Origin of the sequence: Falsiroseomonas sp. E2-1-a20, from assembly GCF_051433195.1 — a bacterium.
Taxonomy (GTDB): Bacteria; Pseudomonadota; Alphaproteobacteria; order Acetobacterales; family Acetobacteraceae; genus Falsiroseomonas.
In genome coordinates, this window is the sequence record NZ_JBHMFT010000002.1 from 41,437 (window position 1) to 63,006 (window position 21,570).

A 21,570-nucleotide genomic window follows, 5' to 3' on the forward strand; every position below is an offset into this window, starting at 1 on the left:
GCCCCGGCCCTGGCTTGAACGGCGGTCGGCCGATCAGACCGAGTAGTACATCTCGAACTCGACCGGGTGCGGGGTGTGCTCGAACTTGTACACGTCGCCCCACTTCAGCTCGATGTAGCTGTCGATCTGGTCCTTGGTGAACACGTCGCCCTCGAGCAGGAACTCGTGGTCGGCGGCCAGCGCACCGAGCGCCTCGCGCAGCGAGCCGCACACCGTCGGGATGCCCTTCAGCTCCTCCGGCGGCAGGTCGTACAGGTCCTTGTCCATGGCATCGCCCGGATGGATCTTGTTCTTGATGCCATCGAGGCCGGCCATCAGCATCGCCGCGAAGGCGAGGTAGGGGTTCGCGCCCGGATCCGGGAAGCGGACCTCGACGCGCTTGGCCTTCGGGCTCGTCGCATACGGGATGCGGCAGGAGGCGGAGCGGTTGCGGGCCGAGTAGGCCAGCAGCACGGGGGCCTCGAAGCCCGGGATCAGGCGCTTGTAGCTGTTGGTGGTCGGGTTGGTGAAGGCGTTCAGCGCCTTGGCGTGCTTGATGATGCCGCCGATGTAGTACAGCGCCATCTCCGACAGGTCGGCATAGCCGTTGCCGGCGAACACCGGCTTGCCGGCCTTCCAGATCGACTGGTGCACATGCATCCCGCTGCCGTTGTCGCCGTAGATCGGCTTCGGCATGAAGGTCGCGGTCTTGCCGTAGCTGTGCGCCACGTTGTGCACGCAGTACTTGTAGATCTGCATGTGGTCGGCCTGCTGGACCATGGGTCCGAACTTGGTGCCGAGCTCATGCTGGGACTGCGCCACCTCGTGGTGGTGCTTCTCGATCGCCAGGCCCATCTCGCCCATGGTCGACAGCATCTCGGCGCGCAGGTCGCCCTCGCTGTCCACCGGCGCCACCGGGAAGTAGCCGCCCTTGACCACGGGGCGGTGGCCCATGTTGCCCTCGGGGTAGTCCTTCAGGCTGGCGCCCGGACCCTCGATGCTGTCGAGCTGGTAGATGCCGTAGTTGCCGCCGGTGCCGAACTTCACGCTGTCGAACACGAAGAACTCGGCTTCCGGGCCGAAGAACGCCGTGTCGCCGATGCCGGTCGACTTCAGGTAGGCCTCGGACCGCTTCGCGGTGGAGCGCGGGTCGCGGGAGTACAGCTGGCCGGTGGAGGGCTCCACGATGTCGCAGAACAGGATCATCTGCGGCTTGGCCGCGAAGGGATCCATCACCGCCGTGCCGGGGTCCGGCATCAGGATCATGTCGGACTCGTTGATCGCCTTCCAGCCGGCGATCGAGGAGCCGTCGAACATGATGCCGTCGGCGAACACGTCCTCATCGATGGTGGAGACGTGCTGCGCGGTGTGCTGCCACTTGCCGCGCGGATCGGTGAAACGGAAATCGACGTATTCGACGCTGTGTTCCTTGATCATTTCCATGACCTTGGAGACGGCGGCGCTGTTGCCCCCGGCTGCCGGCTTCTTCGCCATCGTGTGCGGTCCTGTCCCGTTCTGTATCCCCGGTGCCAAATGCCACGCCACGGGAACCGGTCCCCGCCGCGCGCCCGGATGGCGGGATCCCCCCCTGCCATCCGGCCAGCCTTCCCCGGCGCCACCGCCGGTCCGGCCCGTTTTCTGCCCGCTCCGCGTGACGCGGAGCGGATCGGTCACCTCAGACCGCGTCCTCGCCCCGTTCGCCGGTGCGGATGCGGATCACTTCCTGCACGTCGCTGACGAAGATTTTGCCATCCCCGATGCGCCCGGTGCGGGCCGCGGCGGTGATCGCCTCGATCGCCCGCTCCGCCAGCCCATCCGGGCAGACCACCTCGATCTTCACCTTCGGCAGGAAGTCCACCACGTATTCGGCGCCGCGATAGAGCTCCGTATGCCCCTTCTGCCGGCCGAACCCCTTGGCCTCGACCACGGTCAGCCCCTGCAGGCCGATCTCGTGCAGCGCATCCTTCACCTCATCGAGTTTGAAGGGCTTGATGATCGCCTCGATCTTTTTCATCGGCTCCGTCGCTCCGCAGGCCGGCCCGCCCGAGGGCCGACGCAAGCGCTGATTCCTCCCGAGCACCGCCCTTCGAGTCGCGGCCCGGGCGGGGCGGCCCGGAGGCCGGCTTCCGCCACCCCCGGAGACCGGCTTTCGCCGGACGCACCGCCGCCCTCCGTGTTGCATGGCACGTGCCATCCGGGCAACGGCACGCGCCGCGGAATCTGGCAGGGCTGTCACCCAAAACGCCTAAAAAGCGTTCAACAAGCTTTCAGAACGGGCAATATTTCAGTTGCCGGGCGTGTCGCGGACCACGCGGACAAACGCCTCGATCAGCCGCGGCACCTCCTCCGCCGGGGCCGGCAGGCGGTCTCCGGACAGGGTCATGCTGTCCAGGAACCGGCCACCCGCGGTGTACAGCGAAAGCTCCAGCGCATCGCCCAGCACCTCCGGCCGGCACACCACTTCCTCGCCACGCGCCTCGTCGCGGGCCATGGCGACGAAGTCGCGGATCTCGGTCAGGCTTCCCGTCTGGCCGCCGGCCTCCTCCATGAAATCCGCGATCTCGGCATCCACCTCGGACAGCGGCACGATGGCGAGCGGCACGCAGCCCTCGCAGGTCTCGAAGGTCGCGCCGCGCCAGCGGTCGAACATCTCGGCGCGCTGGGCTTCCTCCGGCGTCTCGGCGGCGTCCTCCTCGGGCTCCGGCGGCAGGTCGCCAGCCTCGGCGATGTCGTCCCAGATGGGCAGGGACCAGTCGACCTGCAGCCCGACCAGCACGCCGAAGCCGCGCTGCGCCAACTGGTCCGTGTCGCCCGGCGGCAGGTCGGCGGGCTCCGCCCCCGCCAGCAGGTCGAGCAGGATGCGCCGCACCGCGAGCGGCGACAGCTCCGCCACCGCGTCCGGGGACCGCCAGCCCGGCAGGAAGCGGACCTCCAGGCTGTCAGGCAGCAGGCCGGCGGCGACCAGGCTCTCGCCCATCGCGCCGGCATCGGGCGGCCGCGCCGCGGGCAGCGCCACCGGCAGCGCCACCACCTGCGCCCAGCCGGAAGGGCCGAGCCGGGCGGCCTCCGCCGCGGCGAGCAGCGTGTCCTCCAGCTCCTCCGCCGCCTCGTCGCCGTGGCGCGCGGCGATCTTGCGCAGCGCCAGGTCGAGCACGTCCTGGCGCTCCGCGGCCAGCAGCGCCTGGGCGAGGTCGTCGAAGGCGCCGCCATCCTCGGCCTCGAAGGCCGTCAGCAGCCGGTCGGCGATCGGGCCGGGCGCCTTGCCGAAGCCCGGCGGTCGGGGTGCCGGCGGCGCCTCCAGCCCCAGGGCGCGGAAGGCCGGGGCGCCGCGCAGCAGGCGGCCGCGGTCGATCCAGGCGCGGCGCATGGCGGGCGTATCCTCCCGCCCCTGCATCCAGCGGCGGAAGGCGGCTCGGTCGGCGACCTGGACGAAGATCTCGACCCCCTGCGCCGCCAGCGCCTGGGCCACGGCGCGGGTCACGGCATTCACCGTGGCGAGGTCCGGCGCGCCGGGCCGCAGCGTGTCCAGCGTCTCGGCGTCCGGATAGGTGGTCAGCAGGACGGAATCGAGGTCCTCGCCCACATCCTGCGCCAGGGCGACCGCCTGGCCGACCCGGTCCTCGTTTTCTGGCATGGCGGTGGTCCTGCAATGGCCGGGCGTTATGCGGCGCCCGGCCGCGCCACTCAACCGGCCGACCTGCCGAGAATGAAGTCGGCCGCCTTCTCCGCGATCATCATCGTCGTCGCATAGGTGTTGGCGGAGGGCATGGCGGGCATGATGGACGCATCGACCACCCGCAGGCCCTGCATGCCATGCACCAGCAGCCGGTCGCTCACCACCGCGCTCGGGTCGGTCTCCGGCCCCATCCGCGCGGTGCCGATCAGGTGGTAGGTGGTGCTGCCGTTGCGCTTGGCGAAGTCCAGCAATTCGTCGTCGCCCTGCACCTTCGGCCCGGGCAGCGTCTCGCCCTCCAGCAGCCGGCCGAGTTCCGGCGTGCCGAGCATCCGCCGCAGCAGCCGCATGCCGCCGAGATGCACGCGGATGTCCATCGGGTCCGAGAGGTAGTTCGGGTTGATCTCCGGGTCCTCGAACACGTTGGTGCTGCGCGCCCGCACCCAGCCGGTGCTTTCCGGGCGGTGCTGCCAGGCGCCGGCGGTGACGCCGGGGTAGTCGTCCAGCACATAGACCTTGCCCTCGGCGTAGGAGCCGGGGGTGAAGACGCATTGCAGGTCCGGCTCGTCCAGCCCCTCGAAACTCTTCCAGAAGACGTGGACATGGGAGGGCGTGGTGGCGAGGATGTTCGGCCGCCGCAGCGCCCAGCGCGCGATCTGCCCGCCGAGCTTCAGGCCGCGCGACAGCTCGTTCAGCGTCTCGACGCCCGGCTTCGCGCGCATCACGAAGCGGGAGGCGTAGTGGTCCCGGAAATTCGAGCCGACGCCGCGCACCTCATGCACCACCGGCACGCCGAGGCGGCCCAGCAGGTCGGCGGGACCGACGCCGGAAATCTGCAGCAGCCGCGCGGTGTTGACGGTGCCGGCGGACAGGATCACCTCCCGCCGCGCCCGCACTTCCCGCACCGGGGCGCCGGGGGCTGCGACATACTGGATGCCGATGGCCCGCCTGCCCTCGAACAGGATGCGGCTGGCGCGGGCATTGGTGCGCACCTCCAGGTTCGGGCGCTTCATCGCCGGGCGCAGGAAGGCCACGGCGGCGGAGATGCGGCGGCCGTTGCGGATGGTGCGCTGGTAGTAGCCGACGCCGGCCTGGTGGCCGGAATTGTAGTCCTTCGCCCGCGGAATCCCGAGGCCGAGGCAGCCCTGGATGAAGGCCTCCGACACCGGGTTGATCCAGTCCATGTCGGTGATCGGGATGCCGTCCGCGTTGCGCCCGCGCGATTCATCGATCTCTGCCCCCTTGGCACCGATGCGGTTCTCGCTGCGCCGGTAGTAGGGCAGGCAGTCGGCATAGCCCCAGCCGCGGTTGCCACGCTGCGCCCAACTGTCCAGGTCCGCCGGCTGGCCCCGGTTGTAGATCAGCCCGTTGACCGAGGAGGAGCCACCCAGCGTGCGCCCCTGCGTCGTGCTGATGCGCCGCCCGCCGGTCATCGGGATGGCTTCGGTCTTGAACTGCCAGGTGACGCCGGGGTCGGCCAGCGTCTTGATGAAGCCGGCGGGGATGTGGATGAACGGGTTGCGGTCCGGCGGCCCGGCCTCCAGCACGCAGACCGTCACGCCGGGGTCCACCGTCAGCCGGTTCGCCAGCACGGAGCCGGCGGCGCCGGAGCCGACGATGACGTAGTCGAAACTGTCGACGCCCGCGGACATGCCGGATTCCTCGCTCTGCGGCGCCGAGACTAGGGGGCGCAGGCGGGGCTGCAAAGCCGCCGGGCCTGTTGCTTGACGGCGGTGGAGGGCGGCACCTACCGTCGCTGCCAACAAGGCTCTGCAACAAGCCCGTGGAGGACAACGCGATGCTGCGCCGCAACCTGCTGGCGGGACTCGGCCTGCTGTCCGTGCGGCCCGTCGCCGCGCAGGCGCCTGCGTCGAACTGGCCGACCCGACCGATCCGCCTCATCGTGCCCTTCGCGGCCGGAGCGTCCTCCGACACCATCGCCCGGCTGGTCATGGCGCGCGCCTCCGAGGCGCTCGGCGGGTCCGTCGTGATCGAGAACCGGGCCGGGGCCGGCGGGCTGATCGCCTCCCAGGCCGTGGCCCGTGCCGAGCCCGATGGCCACACCCTGCTCTGCGGCGGCGGCACCGCGATCACCCAGGCGGTGATGCAGCGCAACCCCGGCTATGACTGGGCCCGCGACTTCACCCCCGTGCTGACCATCGTCGAGCAGCCCGCCGTGCTGTGCGTGCGGAAGGCGTCGCCATGGGCCGACGTGGCCGCCTTCCTGGCGGCCGCGAAGGCCAGCCGCGACGGGCTGCGCTACGGCTCCGGCGGCGTCGGCACGCCGGCGCACATGGCCGCGGCGGCGATGCTGAAGCTGATCGGCGCGCAGGGCGTGCATGTGCCCTATCGCGGCGCCAACCAGGCGGCGCTGGCGGTCGAGCAGGGCGAGGTCGATTTTGCCTTCGCCATCAGCAACATCGCCGTGCCGCGCGCGCAGGATGGCCTGATCCGCATCCTGCTGACCGGCGGCGGACGCCGAATGCCGGTGATGCCGGAGGTGCCGACGCTGGCGGAGACGGTGCCGGACGGGCCGGTCGTCACCAGCATCTCCTCCATCGTCGGCCCGGCTGGCATGCCGGCGGTGGCGGTCACACGCATCCATGCCGCGGTGAAGCAGGCGGTGGAAGGCGACGCGACGCTGCGTGACGCGCTGACCCGGGATGGCGGTGAGCTGGTCCTGTCGGAGACTCCAGCGTCCTACGCTGCGCTCTGGCCCGAGGAGCATCGGCGGCTGACCCGCCTCGTGGCCCTGTCGGATGTCCGCGTCGAATGACACCGGAAGCCTTCTTCGCCGCCTATGATGGCTTCGGCGAACGCCGCAGCGGCGGCAGCGGGGATCTGCACTCGGCGCAGTGGCTGCGTGACCAGGTCTCGCATCTCGGCGCGGTGCTGGTGCCGACACCGTTCCAGCGCTTCACGCCCGGCACCGCGACATTGGAGTCCGGCGGCTTCACGCTGCACGGCCTGCCGCTGTTCGATGGCGGCCTGACCGGGCCGGCGGGCGTGCAGGGGCGGTTGGGACCACTCGGCTCGGCGGCGGCCATCGGCGTCGGCGAATTCCACCCCGGCGCGGCCAGCCTGCCGGGCAATGCCTTCGCCCAGGCGCGTGCCGCGAGCCGGCACGCCGGGCTGGTGATCGCGCTGCGGATCAAGGGCGATGGCCTGGCACCGCTGAACGCACATGACCAGCACGCGCCCTTCGGCCCGCCGGTGCTGCAATTGGCCGGGCACGATGCCGCACGGCTGCTGGCGCTGGCCGAGGCGGGCGCCGAGGGCCGGCTGGTGGTGGAGGGCACGCGCGCACCCGCCGTCTCCCATTCCGTGCGGGTGGACCTGCCGGGCGCCGGCCCGAAGCTGGTGATCCTGACGCCCCGCACATCCTGGTGGACCAGCACGGCGGAGCGCGGCGGCGGCATCCTGGCCTGGCTGACGGCACTCCGCGCGCTGGCCAGCGCGTCGCGCCCGCGGCCCATCGTGGCGCTGGCGAGCTGCGGCCACGAACTGGGCCATTTCGGCGCCCGCCACGTCTTCGACGCCGAGCCCGCGCTGGTGCGGGATGCATCGCTGGTGCTGCATCTGGGCGCAAACCTCGGTGCGGCGGAGGATCCGCGCCTGACGGTGCGCAGCAATGTCCCGGACCTGGCGCCGCGGATGCAGCGGGCGCTGGAGGAGGCCGGGTATCCCGGCGGCGCGATCACCGCCGCGACCGGCGGCAAGGCGAATGGGGAGGCGCATGAGGTCGAGACGCGCGGCGGGCGCTACCTGTCCCTGATCGGGTCCAACCCCTGGTTCCACGCGCCCGAGGATCGCTGGCCCACCAGCATCGACCTGCCCCGTGCCGCCGCCATCGCCCGTGCCGTCGCCGCCATGTCGGTGTTGTGGGCGCAAGCCGAGCCTGCCCCCGCCTGAGGAGACACCAATGACCCTCTGGGTTCGCTTCAACCACGCCGGCCTCGATGGCTTCGGGATGCTGGAGGGCGACACGATCCTGCGCCACGAGGGCGACCTCTTTGCGGGCGCGAAGCCGACCGGGGAAGCGGTGCCGCTGGTCGAGGCCAAGCTGCTCGCCCCGGTGCAGCCCGGCCTGTTCATCGGCCTCTGGAACAATTTCCGGGAAGCCGCCGCGAAGCAGAACCTGGCGCTGCCGGACGTCCCGCTGACCTTCCTGAAGAACCCCCGCTGCGTCATCGGCCCCGACGCGCCGATCCGCCCGCCTGGCAGCTACGCCGGCCGCGTGATCTATGAGGGCGAGCTGGGCCTGGTGATCGGTGCGACCTGCGCCGACGTGACCGAGGCGCAGGCGGAGGCCGCGATCTTCGGCCTGACCTGCATCAACGACGTGACGGCGCTGGACCTGCTGCACGCCGACCCGTCCTTCCCGCAATGGGCGCGCGCCAAGGGCTGCGACAGCTTCGGCCCGATCGGCCCGGCGATCGCCACCGGGCTCGACTGGTCCGCGCTGCGCGTGAAGGTCGCGCTGAATGGCCGGGTGCGGCAGGATTATCCCTGTGCCGACATGATCATCCCGCCGGCCCAAATCGTGTCCCTGATCTCGCGCGAGATGACGCTGCAACCGGGCGACGTGATCGCTTGCGGCACCTCCGTCGGCGCGCTGCCGATGCGGCCGGGGATGGTGGTGGAGGTGACGATCGAAGGCATTGGCACGCTCCGCAACATCTTTGCGCCTCAGCCGGAGTAACACCCCGCGCTGCGGCCGCGGGCGCGCACCAGCGCCAGCACGGTGCGGCAGGTCGGCACCGGCAAATCCACCATCTCCGCCATCTCCACCACCACGCCGAGCAGCGCATCGATTTCCATCGGCCGGCCGCGCTCCAGGTCCTGCAGCATGGAGGTCTTGTGCGCGCCGACCTCCGCCGCGCCGGCGATGCGCTTGTCGACATCGATGCCGAAGCGCACGCCGAGTTTTTCCCCGACGGCCTGCGCCTCCAGCATCATGTCGCGCGCGACCTGGCGCTGGCCGGGATCGCCCGTGATGACATCCAGCGTCGCGCCGGTCAGCGCGCTGATCGGGTTGAAGGCGAGGTTGCCCCACAGCTTCACCCAGATCTCGTCGCGGATCTTGGGCCGCACCGGCGCCTTGAAGCCGGCGGCGATCAGCGCCTCCGACAGGGCGTTGACGCGCGCGCTGCGGCTGCCATCCGGTTCGCCGAGGGTGAAGCGGTCGCCATAGGTGTGCTCGATGATGCCGGGCTCCGCCACCTCCGCCGCCGGGTAGACGATGGCGCCGATGGCACGCGAGGGATGCAGCATCTCCCAGACCTTGCCGTCGGGATCCACGCTGGCCACGCGATGATCCTCGAAGCCGCCGGGGTGCTTGTAGAAGTACCACCAGGGGATGCCGTTGACGGCGGAGACGATGGCGGTGTCCGGCCCCAGCAGCGGCTGCATCTGCGGCGCGGCACCCGGCAGCGCATGCGCCTTCAGCGTGACGACGACATAATCCTGCACGCCCGCTTCCGCCGCCGATCCGACGCAGCGCGGATGCACCACCGTATCCTGCCCGCCGCTGCGCAGCCGCAGGCCGTTCGCCTGCATCGCCGCGAGATGCGGTCCCCGCGCCACCACGGTGACCTCCACATCGCCCTTGGCCGCGAGCTTCGCCGCCATCAGCCCGCCGATCGCGCCGGCGCCGAACACACAGATCCTCACAGCGAAAGCCCCAGCTTCTCGGCCAGCCCGATGCGCATCAGCTTGCCCGTTGCCCCCTTCGGGATGTCGTCCAGGAACACCACCTTGCGCGGCACCTTGTAGTCCGCCAGGTGCTGCGCGGCGAAGTCGCGCAACTCGCGTTCCGTCAGCTCCATGCCGTCGCGCAGCACCACGGCGGCCCCCACTTCCTCGCCAAGCTTGGCGTGCGGCATGGCGAAGCACAGCGCCTGCGCCACGCAGGGATGCGCCGACAGCACGCCGTCCACTTCCAGCGGCGACACCTTCTCCCCGCCGCGGTTGATCAGTTCCTTCAGGCGGCCGGTCAGCATCAGGAAGCCGTCCTCGTCCAGCATCCCCTGGTCGCCGGTGCGGAACCAGCCATTCAGGAAGGCCTTGGCGTTCGCCTCCGGATTCGCCTCGTAGCCCTTCGTCACGTTCGGGCCGCGGATCACCACCTCGCCGATCTCGCCCTGCGGCAGCATCGTGCCGTCATCGGCCATGATGGCGACGTCCGGCCCCGCCGGCAGCCCGACCTTGCCCGGCTTGCGCGGCCCGGCCAGGGGGTTGGACGCCATCTGGTGCGCCGCCTCCGTCATGCCGTAGCTTTCGACCAGCGGCGCGCCGAACGCCTTCTCCAGCTGCTGCATGACGGGGCCGGGCAGGGAGGCGGAGGAGGAGCGCAGGAAGCGCAGCCGGGCGCGCGCGATGATCTCCGCGTTGCGCTCGGCCCGCGACAGGATCGCCTGGTGCATCGTCGGCACCGCCGTGTACCAGCTCGGCCGTTCCTCATCGAGCCAGCGGAAGAAGCGCAGCGCGTCGAAGCCCGGCGTGCAGCACACGGCACCGCCCGCGCCGAGCGAGGACAGCACGGCGGCGATCAGCCCGTGGATGTGGAACAGCGGCATCACGTTCAGGCAGGCATCATCCGGCGTCAGCGCCAGCGCCGCGCCGATGTGCCGGGCGGAGGCGGTGACGTTGCCATGCGTCAGCGGCACGATCTTTGGCCGCGCCGTGGTGCCGGAGGTGTGCAGCACCAGCGCCACGTCGTCGGCTTCCGCGACGCCGGGCCGCGCCGCCGGTCCTGGCGTGCCGCCGGAGAGCGAAAAGGCGCCGGCGCCGCGGGTCGCATCGGGCACCACCTCGATCACCGGCACGCCCAGCTTCGCCGCCGCGGCGCGGGCGGGCGTCTCGACGCCCTGCGCCACCAGCAGGGCCTTGGATTTCAGGTCGTCGATGTAGAACTCGAATTCCTCGCCCCGGTAGGCCGGGTTCAGCGGGGCCGTGGTGGCGTGGCAGGCCACGGCCAGGAAGACCGTCGCCATCTCCGGCCCGTTCGGCAGCACGATCGCCACCCGGTCGCCGCGGCCGATGCCCACCGCGTTCAGCGCCGCCCCGGTCGCCGCCACCAGCTCGCGCAGCGCCGCATAGGTCAGCGGCGCGCGGCCTTCCGTGGCGCGGATGGCGGGGTCGTCCGCCGCGCCGCGCGCGAGCAGTTCGGCAACCGTGTGGGTGTCCGGCATGAAGTCCTCCTGACTTTGCGGCGAGCCTATCCGCGCGGCGGCCCGGATGGAAAGCGCCGTCCGGTCACGGCCGGGCCAGCGCCGCCTGGACCCGTTGCGCCAGCGCATCCAGCGCGAAGGGCTTGCCGATGACGTCGACGCCCTGCGGCAGCACGGAGCCGGCATAGCCGGTGATGAACAGCACCGGCAGGTTCGGCCGCTGGTCCTGCAGCACCTCCGCCAGTTGCCGCCCGTTCATGCCGCCGGTCAGGCCCACATCGGTCACCAGCAGGTCGATGCGCTGCCGGGCGCTGACCATCCGCAAAGCTGCGGCGGCGTCCTGGGCTTCCAGCACCTCGTAGCCCAGCTCCCGCAGCCGGGCGGCGGCCGGGGTGCGCACGGCGGCCTCGTCATCCACCAGCAGCACCACCTCGCCGGTCGCGCAGCGCTTCGGCGTGGCGCGCGGCTCGGCGGCCGGTGGCGGCGCGGGCGTGTCGTGCCGCGGCAGCCACAGGCGCACCGTGGTGCCGCGCCCCAGCGCGCTCTCGATCCGCACCAGCCCGCCGGATTGCCGCACGAAGCCATAGACCTGGCTGAGCCCCAGCCCGGTGCCCTGGCCCTGCGGCTTGGTGGTGAAGAAGGGCTCGAACACCCGCTCCATCACCTCCCGCCGCATGCCGGTGCCGGTGTCGGAGACCGAGAGGCCGACATACTCGCCGGGCTCCGCGCCGGCGTGGTGCAGCAGCTCCGCGCGGCCGAAGCGCCGCGTGGTGGTACCGATGGCCAGGCGCCCGCCGTCCGGCATGGCGTCGCGCGCATTGATGCAGAGGTTCAGCAGCGCGCCCTCCAGCTCGCTCGGGTCGCACAGCACGCTGCTGCCGCGGGCCGGGTCCAGCTCCAGCTCCAGGGCGATGGATGGCCCCACGGTGCGGCGGACCAGGTCACCCATCCCCTGGATGAGCGCGGCCGGGTCCAGCAGCCGGGGGTCGAGCCGTTGCCGGCGGGCGAAGGCCAGCAGCCGCCGGGTCAGCGCCGCCGCGCGCTGCGCCGCATCCTGCGCCGCCTCCAGGTAGCGCACCGCATCCGCGCCGCGGCCCTGCTCGACACGGCGGCGCGCCATGTCGAGCCCGCCGGTGACGCCTTGCAGCATGTTGTTGAAGTCGTGCGCGATGCCGCCGGTCAACTGGCCCACGGCTTCCAGCTTCTGGGTGTGGCGCAGCGCCTCCTCCGCCCGCTCGCGCTCCTGCACCTCGGCGCGCAGCGCCTCCAGCGCGTTGGCAAGCTCCGAGGTGCGGGCGGCGACCAGCGTTTCCATCTCGTCCCGCGCCCGCGCCAGGTCGTGGCGCAGGCGCACCTGGTCCTCGATGTCGGTGGAGGTGCCGAGCCATTCCACCGCGCCGTCCTCCCGGCGCAGCGCGGCGCGGCTCTGGCACCAGCGGTAGCCGTCGGTGACGACGTGGATGCGGTGTTCGACCGCGAAGCGGCCCTCCGCCTCCGCCACCACCCAGGCATCCAGCGTCGCCTCGCGATCCTCGGGGTGCACCGCCTCCAGCCAGCCATGGCCGAGGCTCGATTCCAGGCTCAGCCCGGTGAAGGCGGTCCATTGCGGGCTCACCCAATCCAATTCGCCGGCCCGGGTGGCGCGCCAGACCAGTTGCGGGATGCCCTCCGCCAGCGTGCGCACGCGCGCCTCGCTTTCATACAGATGCGCCTCGTTCTGCCGGCGCGCCGTCAGGTCCGCCGTCACCGCCAGCACGGCACGCGGCCGGCCCTGCTCGTCGTCCAGCCGGCTGAGGCTGCTGCTGGCCCAGACCGCGCTGCCATCCGGGCGCCGGTAGCGCTTGTCCACCGCCACCGGCTGCCCGGTCTCGATCACCTGTTGCAGCGCTGCGCGGCTGGCCGTCATATCCTCCGGCCAGGTCACCTCGGCGACGCCGAGGGCAAGCACCGTTGGCCGGTCGCGGCCCAGGATGCGGCACAATTCGTCATTCACCTCGATGAACCGGCCATCGAGCGCGATCTCGCTGAGACCGACCGCGGCCTGGGCCACGATCGCCGCCATCCGCCGGCCGCTGTCCTCCAGCGCCGCGGCGGCGCGCCGGCGCTCCGTCACGTCGCGGAACAGCGCCGCGACGAGCCGGGGCCCGGGGATGGGCAGCCGCACCACGTAGCATTCCAGCCAGATGCGCAGCGGCGCCAGGAGGACCTCGAAGCGCCGGCCGCTGCCCTCGGCCGGCGCCTGGCGGAAGATCTCCCGCCAGCAGGGCGCCAGGGCCGAATTCAGGTCGGACAGCCTGCGGCCGGTGTAGTCCTCCCCGGCGAGGCGGATGGCGGCCGGGTTGGCCTCGATGAAGCGGACATCCGTCGGCGGCGCGGCCGGGTCGCCGACGATCTCGCCGAGCAGGAAGCCCTCATCCAGCGCGGCGAGCAGGCCGAGCCGGCCGGCCTGGGGGTCCGGCAGGCGGCGGAGGAAGATGGACAGGCCGCCGGCGGCATTGGCGTGAACCTGCCATTCCACGCGCTCATCGGATGGACCTGCTGCGCTGGGCGCCGGCAGCACCAGGCTGGTGCCGGCGCCGGAGACGTGCGCCTGGCGCAGCGCCGTCTCGGCGGAAGCGGGCAGGACCTCCGCCAGGCGGCGGCCAGCCCATGCGAGGGGGCGCAGGATGGTGAGCGACGCATCCAGTTCGAGATAGCCGTCCCCGAATGGACCCGAGATCTCGGGCCTGGCCTGCGCCGCAGGGTTGGTTCGTCCCATGCGGGCAGCGGACCACGACGCCGGGGGCCTGTCGAGGCCCGTCTCGGCTCGGATCACCCTGCGCCGGTCGAGTCTGCTTGAGACGAGCGGGCCGGGATCATGGAGGAGGCCCGGCACCAGGCAAATCAGCTTGCATAAAGTTCGACATCAAATCATATAATTCGATGTCGAATATTTGGAGCCCGTCATGACCCTGCCCCGCCGCCACATCCTCCGCGCCGCCGGCGCCGCCGCCCTGATCCTGTCGCCGCTGCCCTCCGGCGGTCGCGCGCTGGGCCAGGCCGTCCGCAGCGACCCGGCCGCCCCCTGGGCGGAGGCGCCGGCCGCCGCCGCCCACCCGGACCCGCGCATCCGCGCCCTGGCCTGGGCGGTGCTGGCGCCGAACCCGCACAACCGGCAGCCCTGGATCGCCGAACTGCCCGCAGCCGCGCCGGATACGGTGGTGCTGCGCTGCGACCTCGACCGCCGGCTGCCGGTGACGGATCCCTTCGATCGCCAGATCACCATCGGCCTCGGCGCCTTTGCCGAGTTGTTCCGCCTGGCCGCCGCCGCGCAGGGCTTCGCCACCACCGTGACCCCCTTTCCCGAAGGCGAGCCCCGCCCGCGGCTGGATGGCCGCCCGGTGGCGCTGCTGCGGCTGGCGCCCGGCGGCGTGCCGGACCCGCTTTTTGCCCATGCGGCCCGGCGGCGGTCGGTGAAGCGCCCCTATGACATGGCCCGCCCGGTGCCGCCCGAGGCGCTGGCCGCCCTGGCCACGCAGGTTGCCGCGCCCGGTCGCTTCGGCGGCACCATCGCCCCGGACCAGGTGGCCGCCATCCGCGGCCTGGCCTGGCGCGCCTGGCAGACGGAGGCGACGACGGGGCCGGCACATCTGGAAAGCGTCGACCTGATGCGCATGGGCCGCGAGGCCGTGGCGGCCCAGCCGGACGGCATCAGCATCTACGGCCCGGGGCTGGATGAAGCCGTCGCCGCCGGCCAGATCACGCGGGAGGCGATGTTGCCCGGCCGCCCCGGCTACGACATCATGGTCGCGCGCTACGCGCCGATGCTGGAGGCAACGCCGGCCTATGTCTGGACCAGCACCCCGGGCAACAGCCGGGCGGAGGCATTGGCCTCGGGCCGCGACTGGCTGCGCCTCAACCTCGCCGCCACCGGCCTCGGCCTGTCGCTGCATCCGGTGAGCCAGGCGCTGCAGGAGTTTCCCGAAATGGCGGAACACTACGCGGAGGCACAGGCCATGCTGGGGCAAGGGGGCACCGTGCAGATGCTGGGACGCCTCGGCTACGGCCCGGCCGTGCCGCCGACGCCGCGCTGGCCCGCCGCCACGCGCATCCGCCCTGCATGAGCGATCCGCCGGTACGGGACCAGCAGTTGGCGCGCGGGCCGGCGGCGGACCCGCCGGTCTTCATGCTGCTGAACGAGATCGCCATCATCGAGCATCTGGCCCGCAACCGGATGGAACGGGCGCTGCCCGAGGGGCTGCGCCTGTCCCACTTCATCGTGCTGAACCACCTGACCCGGATGGGGGACGGCCGCAGCCTGGCGCGCATCGCCCGCGCCGTGCAGGTGGAACGCCCGGCCATGACCAACACGATCCAGAAGCTGGAGGCGCGTGGCCTGGTCCGCACTGCGCCCGACCCCAAGGATGGCCGCGGCAAGCTGGTCTTCCTGACGCCGGCCGGCCGCGCCGCCCGCGCCGGTGCGGTCGGCATCGCGGAGGCATCGGTCTGCGCGGTGGATCACGGCCTGGCCGAGGCCGAGATCGCCGCCATCCTGCCCCTGCTGCGCCGCCTGCGCAGCGCGCTGGACCGCGCGCGCGACGCGGAGGAGTGACGCATCTTCAAGCCCGGCGTCCACGCCGGGCGGCTCGGGGCACGCGTCAGGATCTGGCGGATCAGGCCTCGCCCGGCGCCACCACATGCGTGGTCAACTGCATCAGGCCTTCAAGCCCCGCGACGCAGGTGTCGCCCGGCTTCAGGTACAGCTCCGCCGCATTGGCATGCCCGATGGCGGTGCCGCGCGGCGCGCCGGTGGCGATGATGTCGCCGACCTCGAAGGGCATGAAGCGGGTGAAGTGGGCGATGATGCCCTCGATCCGGTGGATGTATTCATCCGTGTTCACGCGCAGCCGGCGCTCGCCGTTCACGTCGCAGGTCAGCCACAGGTCGTAGGGGTCGGCGACCTCCGCCAGCGGTACCACATAGGGGCCGACGGGGCAGAAGCCGGGCATGTTCTTCGAGACCCAGAACTTGGTGCCGGACACCACCTCCTGCTTCTGGATTTCACGGGCTGTCAGGTCGTTCAGGACCGTGATCCCGCCGACGTAGCTCCGGGCATCTTCCCGCCCGACATGGAAGGCGCGCCTGGTGACGACGAAGGCAAGCTCCGGCTCGTAGTCGAAGGTCGTGATGCCTTCCGGCCGCGCCACGCGGGCGCCTTCGCCGACCAGCGTCTCGGCCAGCTTCACGAAGCCGGTCGGCTCCTGCGGGTCCTCCTTCAGCATGCCCTGCGCCACCAGCTCCGCGCGGTGCACCTTGCTGTTCTTGCCGACGCAGAAGATCTTCCCGGGGTTGGTGATGGGCGGCAGGATGTGGCAGGCCGCGATCGGGTGGCGCTGCGGCGCCTGCGCGATCATCGCCGCCAGCGCCGACACCGGCAGCAGCAGGGCGCGCCGCATGTCCCAATCCGGGCCATGCGCCGCGGACAGGTCGCGGAGCATATCGCCGTCCACGGCGCCGAGGCGCGGGCGCAGGTCGCCCGCTGCGAGGAAGGTCGCCAACCGGATCATGGAATCGAGCCTATTCGAGGGTGATGTTGCGTTCGCGGACCACGCGCTGCCACTTGGCGATGTCCGCGTCGATGTAGGCCGTGAAGGCATCCGGCGTCAGCGGCTCGGGCTCCGCGCCCAGCGTCGCCAGCCGGTCCTTCGTCGCCTGGGTGGACAGAGCCGCCGCGGCATCCGCGGCGATCTTCGAGGCGATCGGCGCCGGCAGGCCCTTCGGCGCGAACAGCCCGAACCAGCCGACGGCGGCATAGCCGGGCAGGCCGGTGGAACTGGCCGGCGGCACGCCCGGCAGCAGGGCGCTGGCACGCTCCGAAGTTACCGCGAGGTTCACCACCTGGTTCGCCGCGACCGCCGCCGAGACCGTCTGCGGCGGCGCGAACATCAGGTGGATGCGGCCGGCGATCAGGTCCGTCAGGGCCGGGCCGGTGCCGCGATAGGGCACGTGCAGCATCTCGATGCCGGCCATCGAACAAAACAGCTCCGCCGCCAGGTGGCTGGCCGCGCCGGTGCCGCTGCTGCCGAAGGTGAAGTGGCCGGGTCGCTGCTTCGCCAGCGCGACCAGTTCCCCGACAGTCTTCGCGCCGACGCCGGGATGCATGGCGATGACATAGGCCGGCGCCGCGATCAGGCTGACCGGTGTCAGGTGGTCCCGCACCCCGAAGGCCGCGTCGCCGCCCGCGCCGGCCAGCCCCATGATCCCGCCGGTCGAGGTCACCAGCAGCGTATGGCCATCCGGCTGCGCCCGCTGCACCTGCTGCAGGCCGATCCGCCCGGCCCCGCCGCCGCGATTCTCCACCACGACGGATTGGCGCCAGCTTTCCTGGAGGTTCTGCGCCAGGATGCGCGCCAGCACATCGGTGCCGCCGCCCGGCGGAAACGGCACGACGATGGTGACGGCGCGGGCGGGGTAGCCACCCTGGGCGCGAGCCAGGCGCGGCATGGCCAGCAGCGGCGTGGCGCCCAATCCGGCCAGCAGGTCTCGACGCGTCGTCATTCCGGCTTTTCCCCTTCGTTGCCGACAGTCTGCACATGCCCGGCCGGCCGGGCCAAGGGGGTGACGCCCCACCCGGCGCATCCTAGTCTCCCGGCAACCCTTGCCTTGGAGACCGTCCATGAAGCTGTACTACTCGCCCGGCGCCTGCTCGCTCGGAATCCACATCGTGCTGGAGGAGATCGGCAAGCCCTACGAGCTGTCGGCGGTGGCGCTGAAGGACGGCGCGCAGCACAAGCCGGACTACGTCGCGGTGAACCCGAAATCGAAGGTCCCGGCGCTGGACCGCGGCGATGGCCGGGTGCTGACCGAATTCCCGGTGATCGCCTGGTGGCTGGCCAAGTCCAACCCGGAAGCCGCCCTGGTGCCCACGGAATTCGAGGCCGAGACCCGCTGCCTGGAGCTGCTGGACTACGTCTGCGGCACCATCCACCCGCAGGGCTTCACCCGCCAGTTCCGCCCGGCCAACTTCGCCCCCAACGAGGCGGATTTCCCCAAGGTGGTCGAGCAGGGCAAGGCGCTGGCCGGCAAGTACTTCGAGACGCTGGACAGGAACTGGGCCGGCGGCACCTATGCCCTGGCCTCGGGCTATTCGGTGGCGGATGCGGCGCTGTTCTTCGTGGAATACTGGGCGACGCGGCGGTCCGGCATGACCCTGCCGGCGCACCTGGCGAAGCACCTGGACGCCATGCTGGCCCGCCCCGCCGTGCAGCGCGCGCTGCAACAGGAAGGGCTGCCGGCGTAAGGCCCCGGGCCTTAGGAGCCAGCCCATGTCCACCCCGATCCTCTGGACCTCCACCTTCAGCTCCGGCTCCATCGCGCATCAGGTCGCGATGGTCTCCGGCGTGCCGTTCGAGGCGCGCTTCGTCTCGATCCGCGCCGGCGACACGCGCCGCCCCGACTACCTGGCGATGAACCCGAAGGGGGAGGTGCCGGCGCTGCAACTGCCGGATGGCACCGTCGTCACGGAAATCCCCGCCATCCTGTCCTGGTTCGCCGAGGCGGCGCCGGACTCCGGGCTGCTGCCGCGCGATGCGACCGGCCGGGCCAAGGGGCTGGAATGGCTCGCCTGGTGCCACTGGACCATGGGCCGCAGCTTCTCGGCCGCCTTCAACCCGCGAATCCTGGTCGGGGAAGACCAGGCGGCGCAGCAGGCGGTGCGCGCCCACGCCACGGGCCGCGCGGCGCAGGCGCTGGCCTTTGCCGATGCGGCGGTGGCCAAGGCCCGCGGCACGCTGCTCGGCACCGCACAGCCCATGGCCCCGGACATCTTCCTGGCCGGGCTCTTCGCCTTCGGCGGCTTCCTGAAGCTGGATGTCGCGGCATTCACCCATCTGGCGGCGCTGCAGGCGCGCGTGGCGGCGATGCCGGGCGTGGCGGCGGCGCAGGCCGCGGAACAGGCGCGAGGATAGACGAGGCAACATGCTGCACCCCACCACCTTCTGGTTCCTGCGCCACGGCGAGACCGACTGGAACGCCCAGGGCCTGTCGCAGGGCCGCACCGACATCCCGCTGAACCATGTGGGCGAGGCGCAGGCCGCCCGCGCCGCGCGCACCATCCAGCCGATCGGCATCGCCAGCATCTCGGCCTCCCCGCTGGTGCGGGCGCGACGCACGGCGGAGGTGACGGCGGAGCTGCTCGGCCTGCCGGTGACGCTGGACCCCGACCTGGCCGAGGTGAATTTCGGCGTGCAGGAAGGCCTGCCGATGGGCGACTGGTACGATGACTGGATCGCCGGCGACTACACGCCGGAGGGCGGCGAGACCTTCGCCGGATTGCGGGACCGTGCCGTGCGCGGCGTCAACCGCGCCCTGGCCCGGCCCGGGCCGGTGCTGGTCGTGGCGCATGGCGCGCTGTTCCGCGCGCTGCGCCAGGCCGCGGGTCTGGAGGCGAATGTGCGCACGCCGAACGCCCTGCCGCTGCTGATGGCGCCACCTGAAGCCGGCACCACCGCCTGGCGCATCACGCCCGCATTGCTGGCCGCCGAGGCATGAGCGCCACGCCGGCCCGCATCGCCGGGCCGGTCGCGCTTTCCCGCCGGCCGCGCGTCGCGCCACCGCCGGGCGCGGTGGATGCCCATGCCCACATCTTCGGGCCGGAGGCGCGGTTCCCCTTCGCCGAGGGCCGTGGCTACACGCCGCCGGACGCGCCGGTCGAGGCCTATCTCGCGCTGCTCGACCGGCTTGGCCTTGCGCGCGGCGTCCTGGTGCAGGGCAACGCGCATGGCTTCGACAACGCTGTTCTGCTGGATGCGCTGGAGCGCGCACCGGACCGTCTGCGCGCCATCGCCATCACCGATGGGCGCCTCGCGCCGGAGGCGCTGCGCGACTGGCACCGCCTGGGCGTGCGCGGACTGCGCTTCCATGAACACGCACCGGATGCGCGGCCGGGCTATGTGCAGGGCGTCGGGCTGGAGGTTCTGGCGCGGTTCCGCCCGGTGATGCGCGAACTGGGCTGGGTGGTGCAGGTGTTCTGCCACCATCGCCGGCTGCCGGCCATCGCGGCGGAGCTTGCCGCAATCGCGCGCGAGATGCCGGTGGTGCTCGACCACATGCTGATGGTGCCGGCGGCGCGCGGCATCGCGGACCCCGGCTTCCAGGCGCTGCTGCGGCTGGTGGGGGAGGGGGCGGCGCATGTGAAGCTCTCGGCGCCCTACCGGCTTTCGGCGGGCTTCCCGGATCATGCCGATGCGCGGCCGTTCCACGCGGCGCTGCTGGCCGCCAACCCGGATCGGCTGCTGTGGGGCACCGATTGGCCGCACACCTCGATCCCCGCCGCGACCATGCCGGATGACGGTGGGCTGCTGGACCTGTTCACGGACTGGACGCCGCGCGCGGAGGATCGCGCGCGCATCCTGGTGGAAACGCCCGCGCGCCTGTTCTGGTAGCCGCATGGCAATCGGCCGAGGCCGCGGAACCGTTACGCAGCCAAGCGCTTGCAATTGCTGCGCTGCGCATGGGATGGAAAGCCGGGTGCGTTGCCGGAACAGGGGTTTCGGCGCGGGATCGAAGTCTGCGCGCAATGGAATCTCTGCGATGTCCGGCGAGGTCATGATTGAAAGCGGTGGCGAGTTGCGCCGCCGCCTGCGCCAGCAGCAACTGATTTCCGCCTTCGGGCGCGAGGCGTTGCGTGGACCGGATCTTGAGACGCTGCTGAACGAGGCAGCCCGCGTGGCGGCGGAAGGTCTGGGTACCACGCTGTCCAAGGTCCTGCAGCATATCGCTGGCGAAGGTGCCTTGCTGATCGTCGCCGGGGTCGGCTGGCGGGATGGCGTGGTCGGCGTCATCAAGTTCGGCACCGACCTTGCCTCCCCGGCCGGCTTCGCGCTGCGCACCGGCGCGCCCGTCATCTCGAACCACCTGGGCGGGGAGGGGCGCTTCCGCACGCCGCAGATCATGGTGGAACACGGCGTCCGCCGTGCGGTGAACGTGCTGATCCGCGGCGAGGCCGGCGCACCGCCCTTCGGCGTGCTGGAGGTCGACAGCCAGGACGAGGAGGAGGAGTTCTCCGACAGCGACGTCGATTTCCTCCAGGCGCTGGCCAACGTCATGGGCCTCGCCATCGACCGCGAACGCGATCGCCGCGACCGCGACCTGCTGACGCGGGAGGCGCATCACCGCGTCAAGAACAGCCTGCAGATCGCCCAGACCCTGCTGCGGCTGCAACTGCGGGAAGTCGAGGATCCGGAAGCCCGCCTGCAACTGGAACAGGCTGCCCGCCGCATCATGACGATCGGCGCGGTGCATGAGCGCCTGTTCTCCGGCCCCGCCATCGGCCAGGTCTCGGTCGGCACCTACCTGCGCGGCCTGATCGAGGATCTGCGCAATTCGCTCGGCGTCGGTGATTCGGAACGGCCGCTGGAGCTGGAGCTCACCGAGGCCAGCGAGGCCGAGGTCTGGGACGGGGACCGGGTGACGACGCTCGGCCTGGTGGTCACGGAACTGGTGACCAATGCCTTCAAATATGGCCGCGACGGCGTGGTGGTGCGGCTCGATATCGGCGGGCTGGATGGTGCTGGCACGCTGGCGGTGGAGGATGGCGGCGAGGGCCCGCCGAAGGACTATGACAAGGTGAAGGGCCGCGGCCTCGGCATGCGCATCCTGTCCACCCTGCTGCGCGGTGGCGGGCTGGTGGCGCAATGGCCGCCGGGCGAGCGGTTCCGCTTCGTCGCCACCCTGGCGCCGCCACAGATCCCGACGCCGGGGCAGTAG

The 21,570-nt window shown here is 71.7% G+C and carries 19 protein-coding genes; 10 read left to right on the forward strand and 9 right to left on the reverse strand.

Annotated elements, in window-relative coordinates:
- Window positions 1–33: 33 nt before the first annotated feature.
- The 4 genes from glnA to ACFHPP_RS02670 all read right to left on the reverse strand — a co-directional run bounded on the left by glnA (window position 34) and on the right by ACFHPP_RS02670 (window position 5,304).
- Window positions 34–1,473 (reverse strand): type I glutamate--ammonia ligase, encoded by a 1,440-nt coding sequence (gene glnA, locus ACFHPP_RS02655; protein ID WP_437161717.1) that lies wholly within the window; start codon window positions 1,471–1,473, stop codon window positions 34–36.
- Between the two features lie 181 nt (window positions 1,474–1,654).
- A complete protein-coding gene (locus ACFHPP_RS02660) occupies window positions 1,655–1,993 on the reverse strand; it encodes a P-II family nitrogen regulator (protein WP_430668301.1) in 339 nt (112 codons plus the stop codon).
- A 270-nt stretch (window positions 1,994–2,263) separates the two neighbouring features.
- Window positions 2,264–3,613 (reverse strand): hypothetical protein, encoded by a 1,350-nt coding sequence (locus ACFHPP_RS02665; RefSeq protein ID WP_437161718.1) that lies wholly within the window; start codon window positions 3,611–3,613, stop codon window positions 2,264–2,266.
- Window positions 3,614–3,663: 50 nt separating this feature from the next.
- Window positions 3,664–5,304 (reverse strand): GMC family oxidoreductase, encoded by a 1,641-nt coding sequence (locus tag ACFHPP_RS02670; RefSeq protein WP_437161719.1) that lies wholly within the window; start codon window positions 5,302–5,304, stop codon window positions 3,664–3,666.
- Between the two features lie 146 nt (window positions 5,305–5,450).
- On the opposite strand from ACFHPP_RS02670, the gene ACFHPP_RS02675 reads away from it, so the two are divergent.
- The 3 genes from ACFHPP_RS02675 to ACFHPP_RS02685 are packed head-to-tail and all read left to right on the forward strand — an operon-like array spanning window position 5,451 to window position 8,354.
- Window positions 5,451–6,428: a Bug family tripartite tricarboxylate transporter substrate binding protein gene (locus ACFHPP_RS02675; protein WP_437161720.1), complete on the forward strand. Its 978-nt coding sequence runs from the start codon at window positions 5,451–5,453 to the stop codon at window positions 6,426–6,428.
- Complete coding sequence (locus tag ACFHPP_RS02680; RefSeq protein ID WP_437161721.1) at window positions 6,425–7,564, forward strand: hypothetical protein; 1,140 nt, start codon at window positions 6,425–6,427, stop codon at window positions 7,562–7,564. Before ACFHPP_RS02675 ends, ACFHPP_RS02680 begins: the two co-directional genes overlap by 4 nt.
- 10 nt (window positions 7,565–7,574) lie before the next feature.
- On the forward strand, window positions 7,575–8,354 hold the full coding sequence (locus ACFHPP_RS02685; protein WP_437161722.1) for a fumarylacetoacetate hydrolase family protein: 780 nt from the start codon (window positions 7,575–7,577) through the stop codon (window positions 8,352–8,354).
- Here ACFHPP_RS02685 and ACFHPP_RS02690 read toward each other — a convergent pair.
- The 3 genes from ACFHPP_RS02690 to ACFHPP_RS02700 all read right to left on the reverse strand — a co-directional run bounded on the left by ACFHPP_RS02690 (window position 8,342) and on the right by ACFHPP_RS02700 (window position 13,582).
- Window positions 8,342–9,325 (reverse strand): 2-dehydropantoate 2-reductase, encoded by a 984-nt coding sequence (locus ACFHPP_RS02690; protein WP_437161723.1) that lies wholly within the window; start codon window positions 9,323–9,325, stop codon window positions 8,342–8,344. The genes ACFHPP_RS02685 and ACFHPP_RS02690 overlap by 13 nt on opposite strands.
- Window positions 9,322–10,845 carry an acyl--CoA ligase gene (locus ACFHPP_RS02695; protein ID WP_437161724.1) on the reverse strand — a complete coding sequence of 508 codons (1,524 nt, stop codon included), beginning with the start codon at window positions 10,843–10,845 and terminating at the stop codon, window positions 9,322–9,324. The genes ACFHPP_RS02690 and ACFHPP_RS02695 overlap by 4 nt, the downstream gene beginning before the upstream one ends.
- Before the next feature lie 64 nt (window positions 10,846–10,909).
- Window positions 10,910–13,582 (reverse strand): PAS domain S-box protein, encoded by a 2,673-nt coding sequence (locus ACFHPP_RS02700; protein ID WP_437161725.1) that lies wholly within the window; start codon window positions 13,580–13,582, stop codon window positions 10,910–10,912.
- A gap of 187 nt (window positions 13,583–13,769) precedes the next feature.
- On the opposite strand from ACFHPP_RS02700, the gene ACFHPP_RS02705 reads away from it, so the two are divergent.
- Both ACFHPP_RS02705 and ACFHPP_RS02710 read left to right on the forward strand, forming a co-directional pair.
- Window positions 13,770–14,927 (forward strand): Acg family FMN-binding oxidoreductase, encoded by a 1,158-nt coding sequence (locus ACFHPP_RS02705; protein WP_437161726.1) that lies wholly within the window; start codon window positions 13,770–13,772, stop codon window positions 14,925–14,927.
- Entirely contained in the window at window positions 14,924–15,415 is a 492-nt protein-coding gene (locus tag ACFHPP_RS02710) for a MarR family winged helix-turn-helix transcriptional regulator (protein ID WP_437161727.1), read from the forward strand. The genes ACFHPP_RS02705 and ACFHPP_RS02710 overlap by 4 nt, the downstream gene beginning before the upstream one ends.
- Before the next feature lie 61 nt (window positions 15,416–15,476).
- Here ACFHPP_RS02710 and ACFHPP_RS02715 read toward each other — a convergent pair whose 3' ends face one another.
- Together ACFHPP_RS02715 and ACFHPP_RS02720 are read right to left on the reverse strand one after the other, a co-directional pair.
- Window positions 15,477–16,370 carry a fumarylacetoacetate hydrolase family protein gene (locus tag ACFHPP_RS02715; RefSeq protein ID WP_437161728.1) on the reverse strand — a complete coding sequence of 298 codons (894 nt, stop codon included), beginning with the start codon at window positions 16,368–16,370 and terminating at the stop codon, window positions 15,477–15,479.
- Window positions 16,371–16,380: 10 nt separating this feature from the next.
- Window positions 16,381–17,361 (reverse strand): Bug family tripartite tricarboxylate transporter substrate binding protein, encoded by a 981-nt coding sequence (locus ACFHPP_RS02720; protein WP_437161729.1) that lies wholly within the window; start codon window positions 17,359–17,361, stop codon window positions 16,381–16,383.
- 118 nt (window positions 17,362–17,479) lie between these two features.
- Between ACFHPP_RS02720 and ACFHPP_RS02725 the strand changes: the two genes are divergently transcribed.
- From ACFHPP_RS02725 to ACFHPP_RS02745, 5 genes are all read left to right on the forward strand, one after another.
- Window positions 17,480–18,103, forward strand: coding sequence for a glutathione S-transferase family protein (locus ACFHPP_RS02725; protein WP_437161730.1), 624 nt, complete (start codon window positions 17,480–17,482; stop codon window positions 18,101–18,103).
- Window positions 18,104–18,128: 25 nt separating this feature from the next.
- Complete coding sequence (locus ACFHPP_RS02730; RefSeq protein WP_437161731.1) at window positions 18,129–18,770, forward strand: glutathione S-transferase family protein; 642 nt, start codon at window positions 18,129–18,131, stop codon at window positions 18,768–18,770.
- Between the two features lie 10 nt (window positions 18,771–18,780).
- Window positions 18,781–19,353 (forward strand): histidine phosphatase family protein, encoded by a 573-nt coding sequence (locus ACFHPP_RS02735; protein ID WP_437161732.1) that lies wholly within the window; start codon window positions 18,781–18,783, stop codon window positions 19,351–19,353.
- Window positions 19,350–20,246: an amidohydrolase family protein gene (locus ACFHPP_RS02740; protein ID WP_437161733.1), complete on the forward strand. Its 897-nt coding sequence runs from the start codon at window positions 19,350–19,352 to the stop codon at window positions 20,244–20,246. The genes ACFHPP_RS02735 and ACFHPP_RS02740 overlap by 4 nt, the downstream gene beginning before the upstream one ends.
- Before the next feature lie 148 nt (window positions 20,247–20,394).
- Complete coding sequence (locus ACFHPP_RS02745; RefSeq protein WP_437161734.1) at window positions 20,395–21,570, forward strand: sensor histidine kinase; 1,176 nt, start codon at window positions 20,395–20,397, stop codon at window positions 21,568–21,570.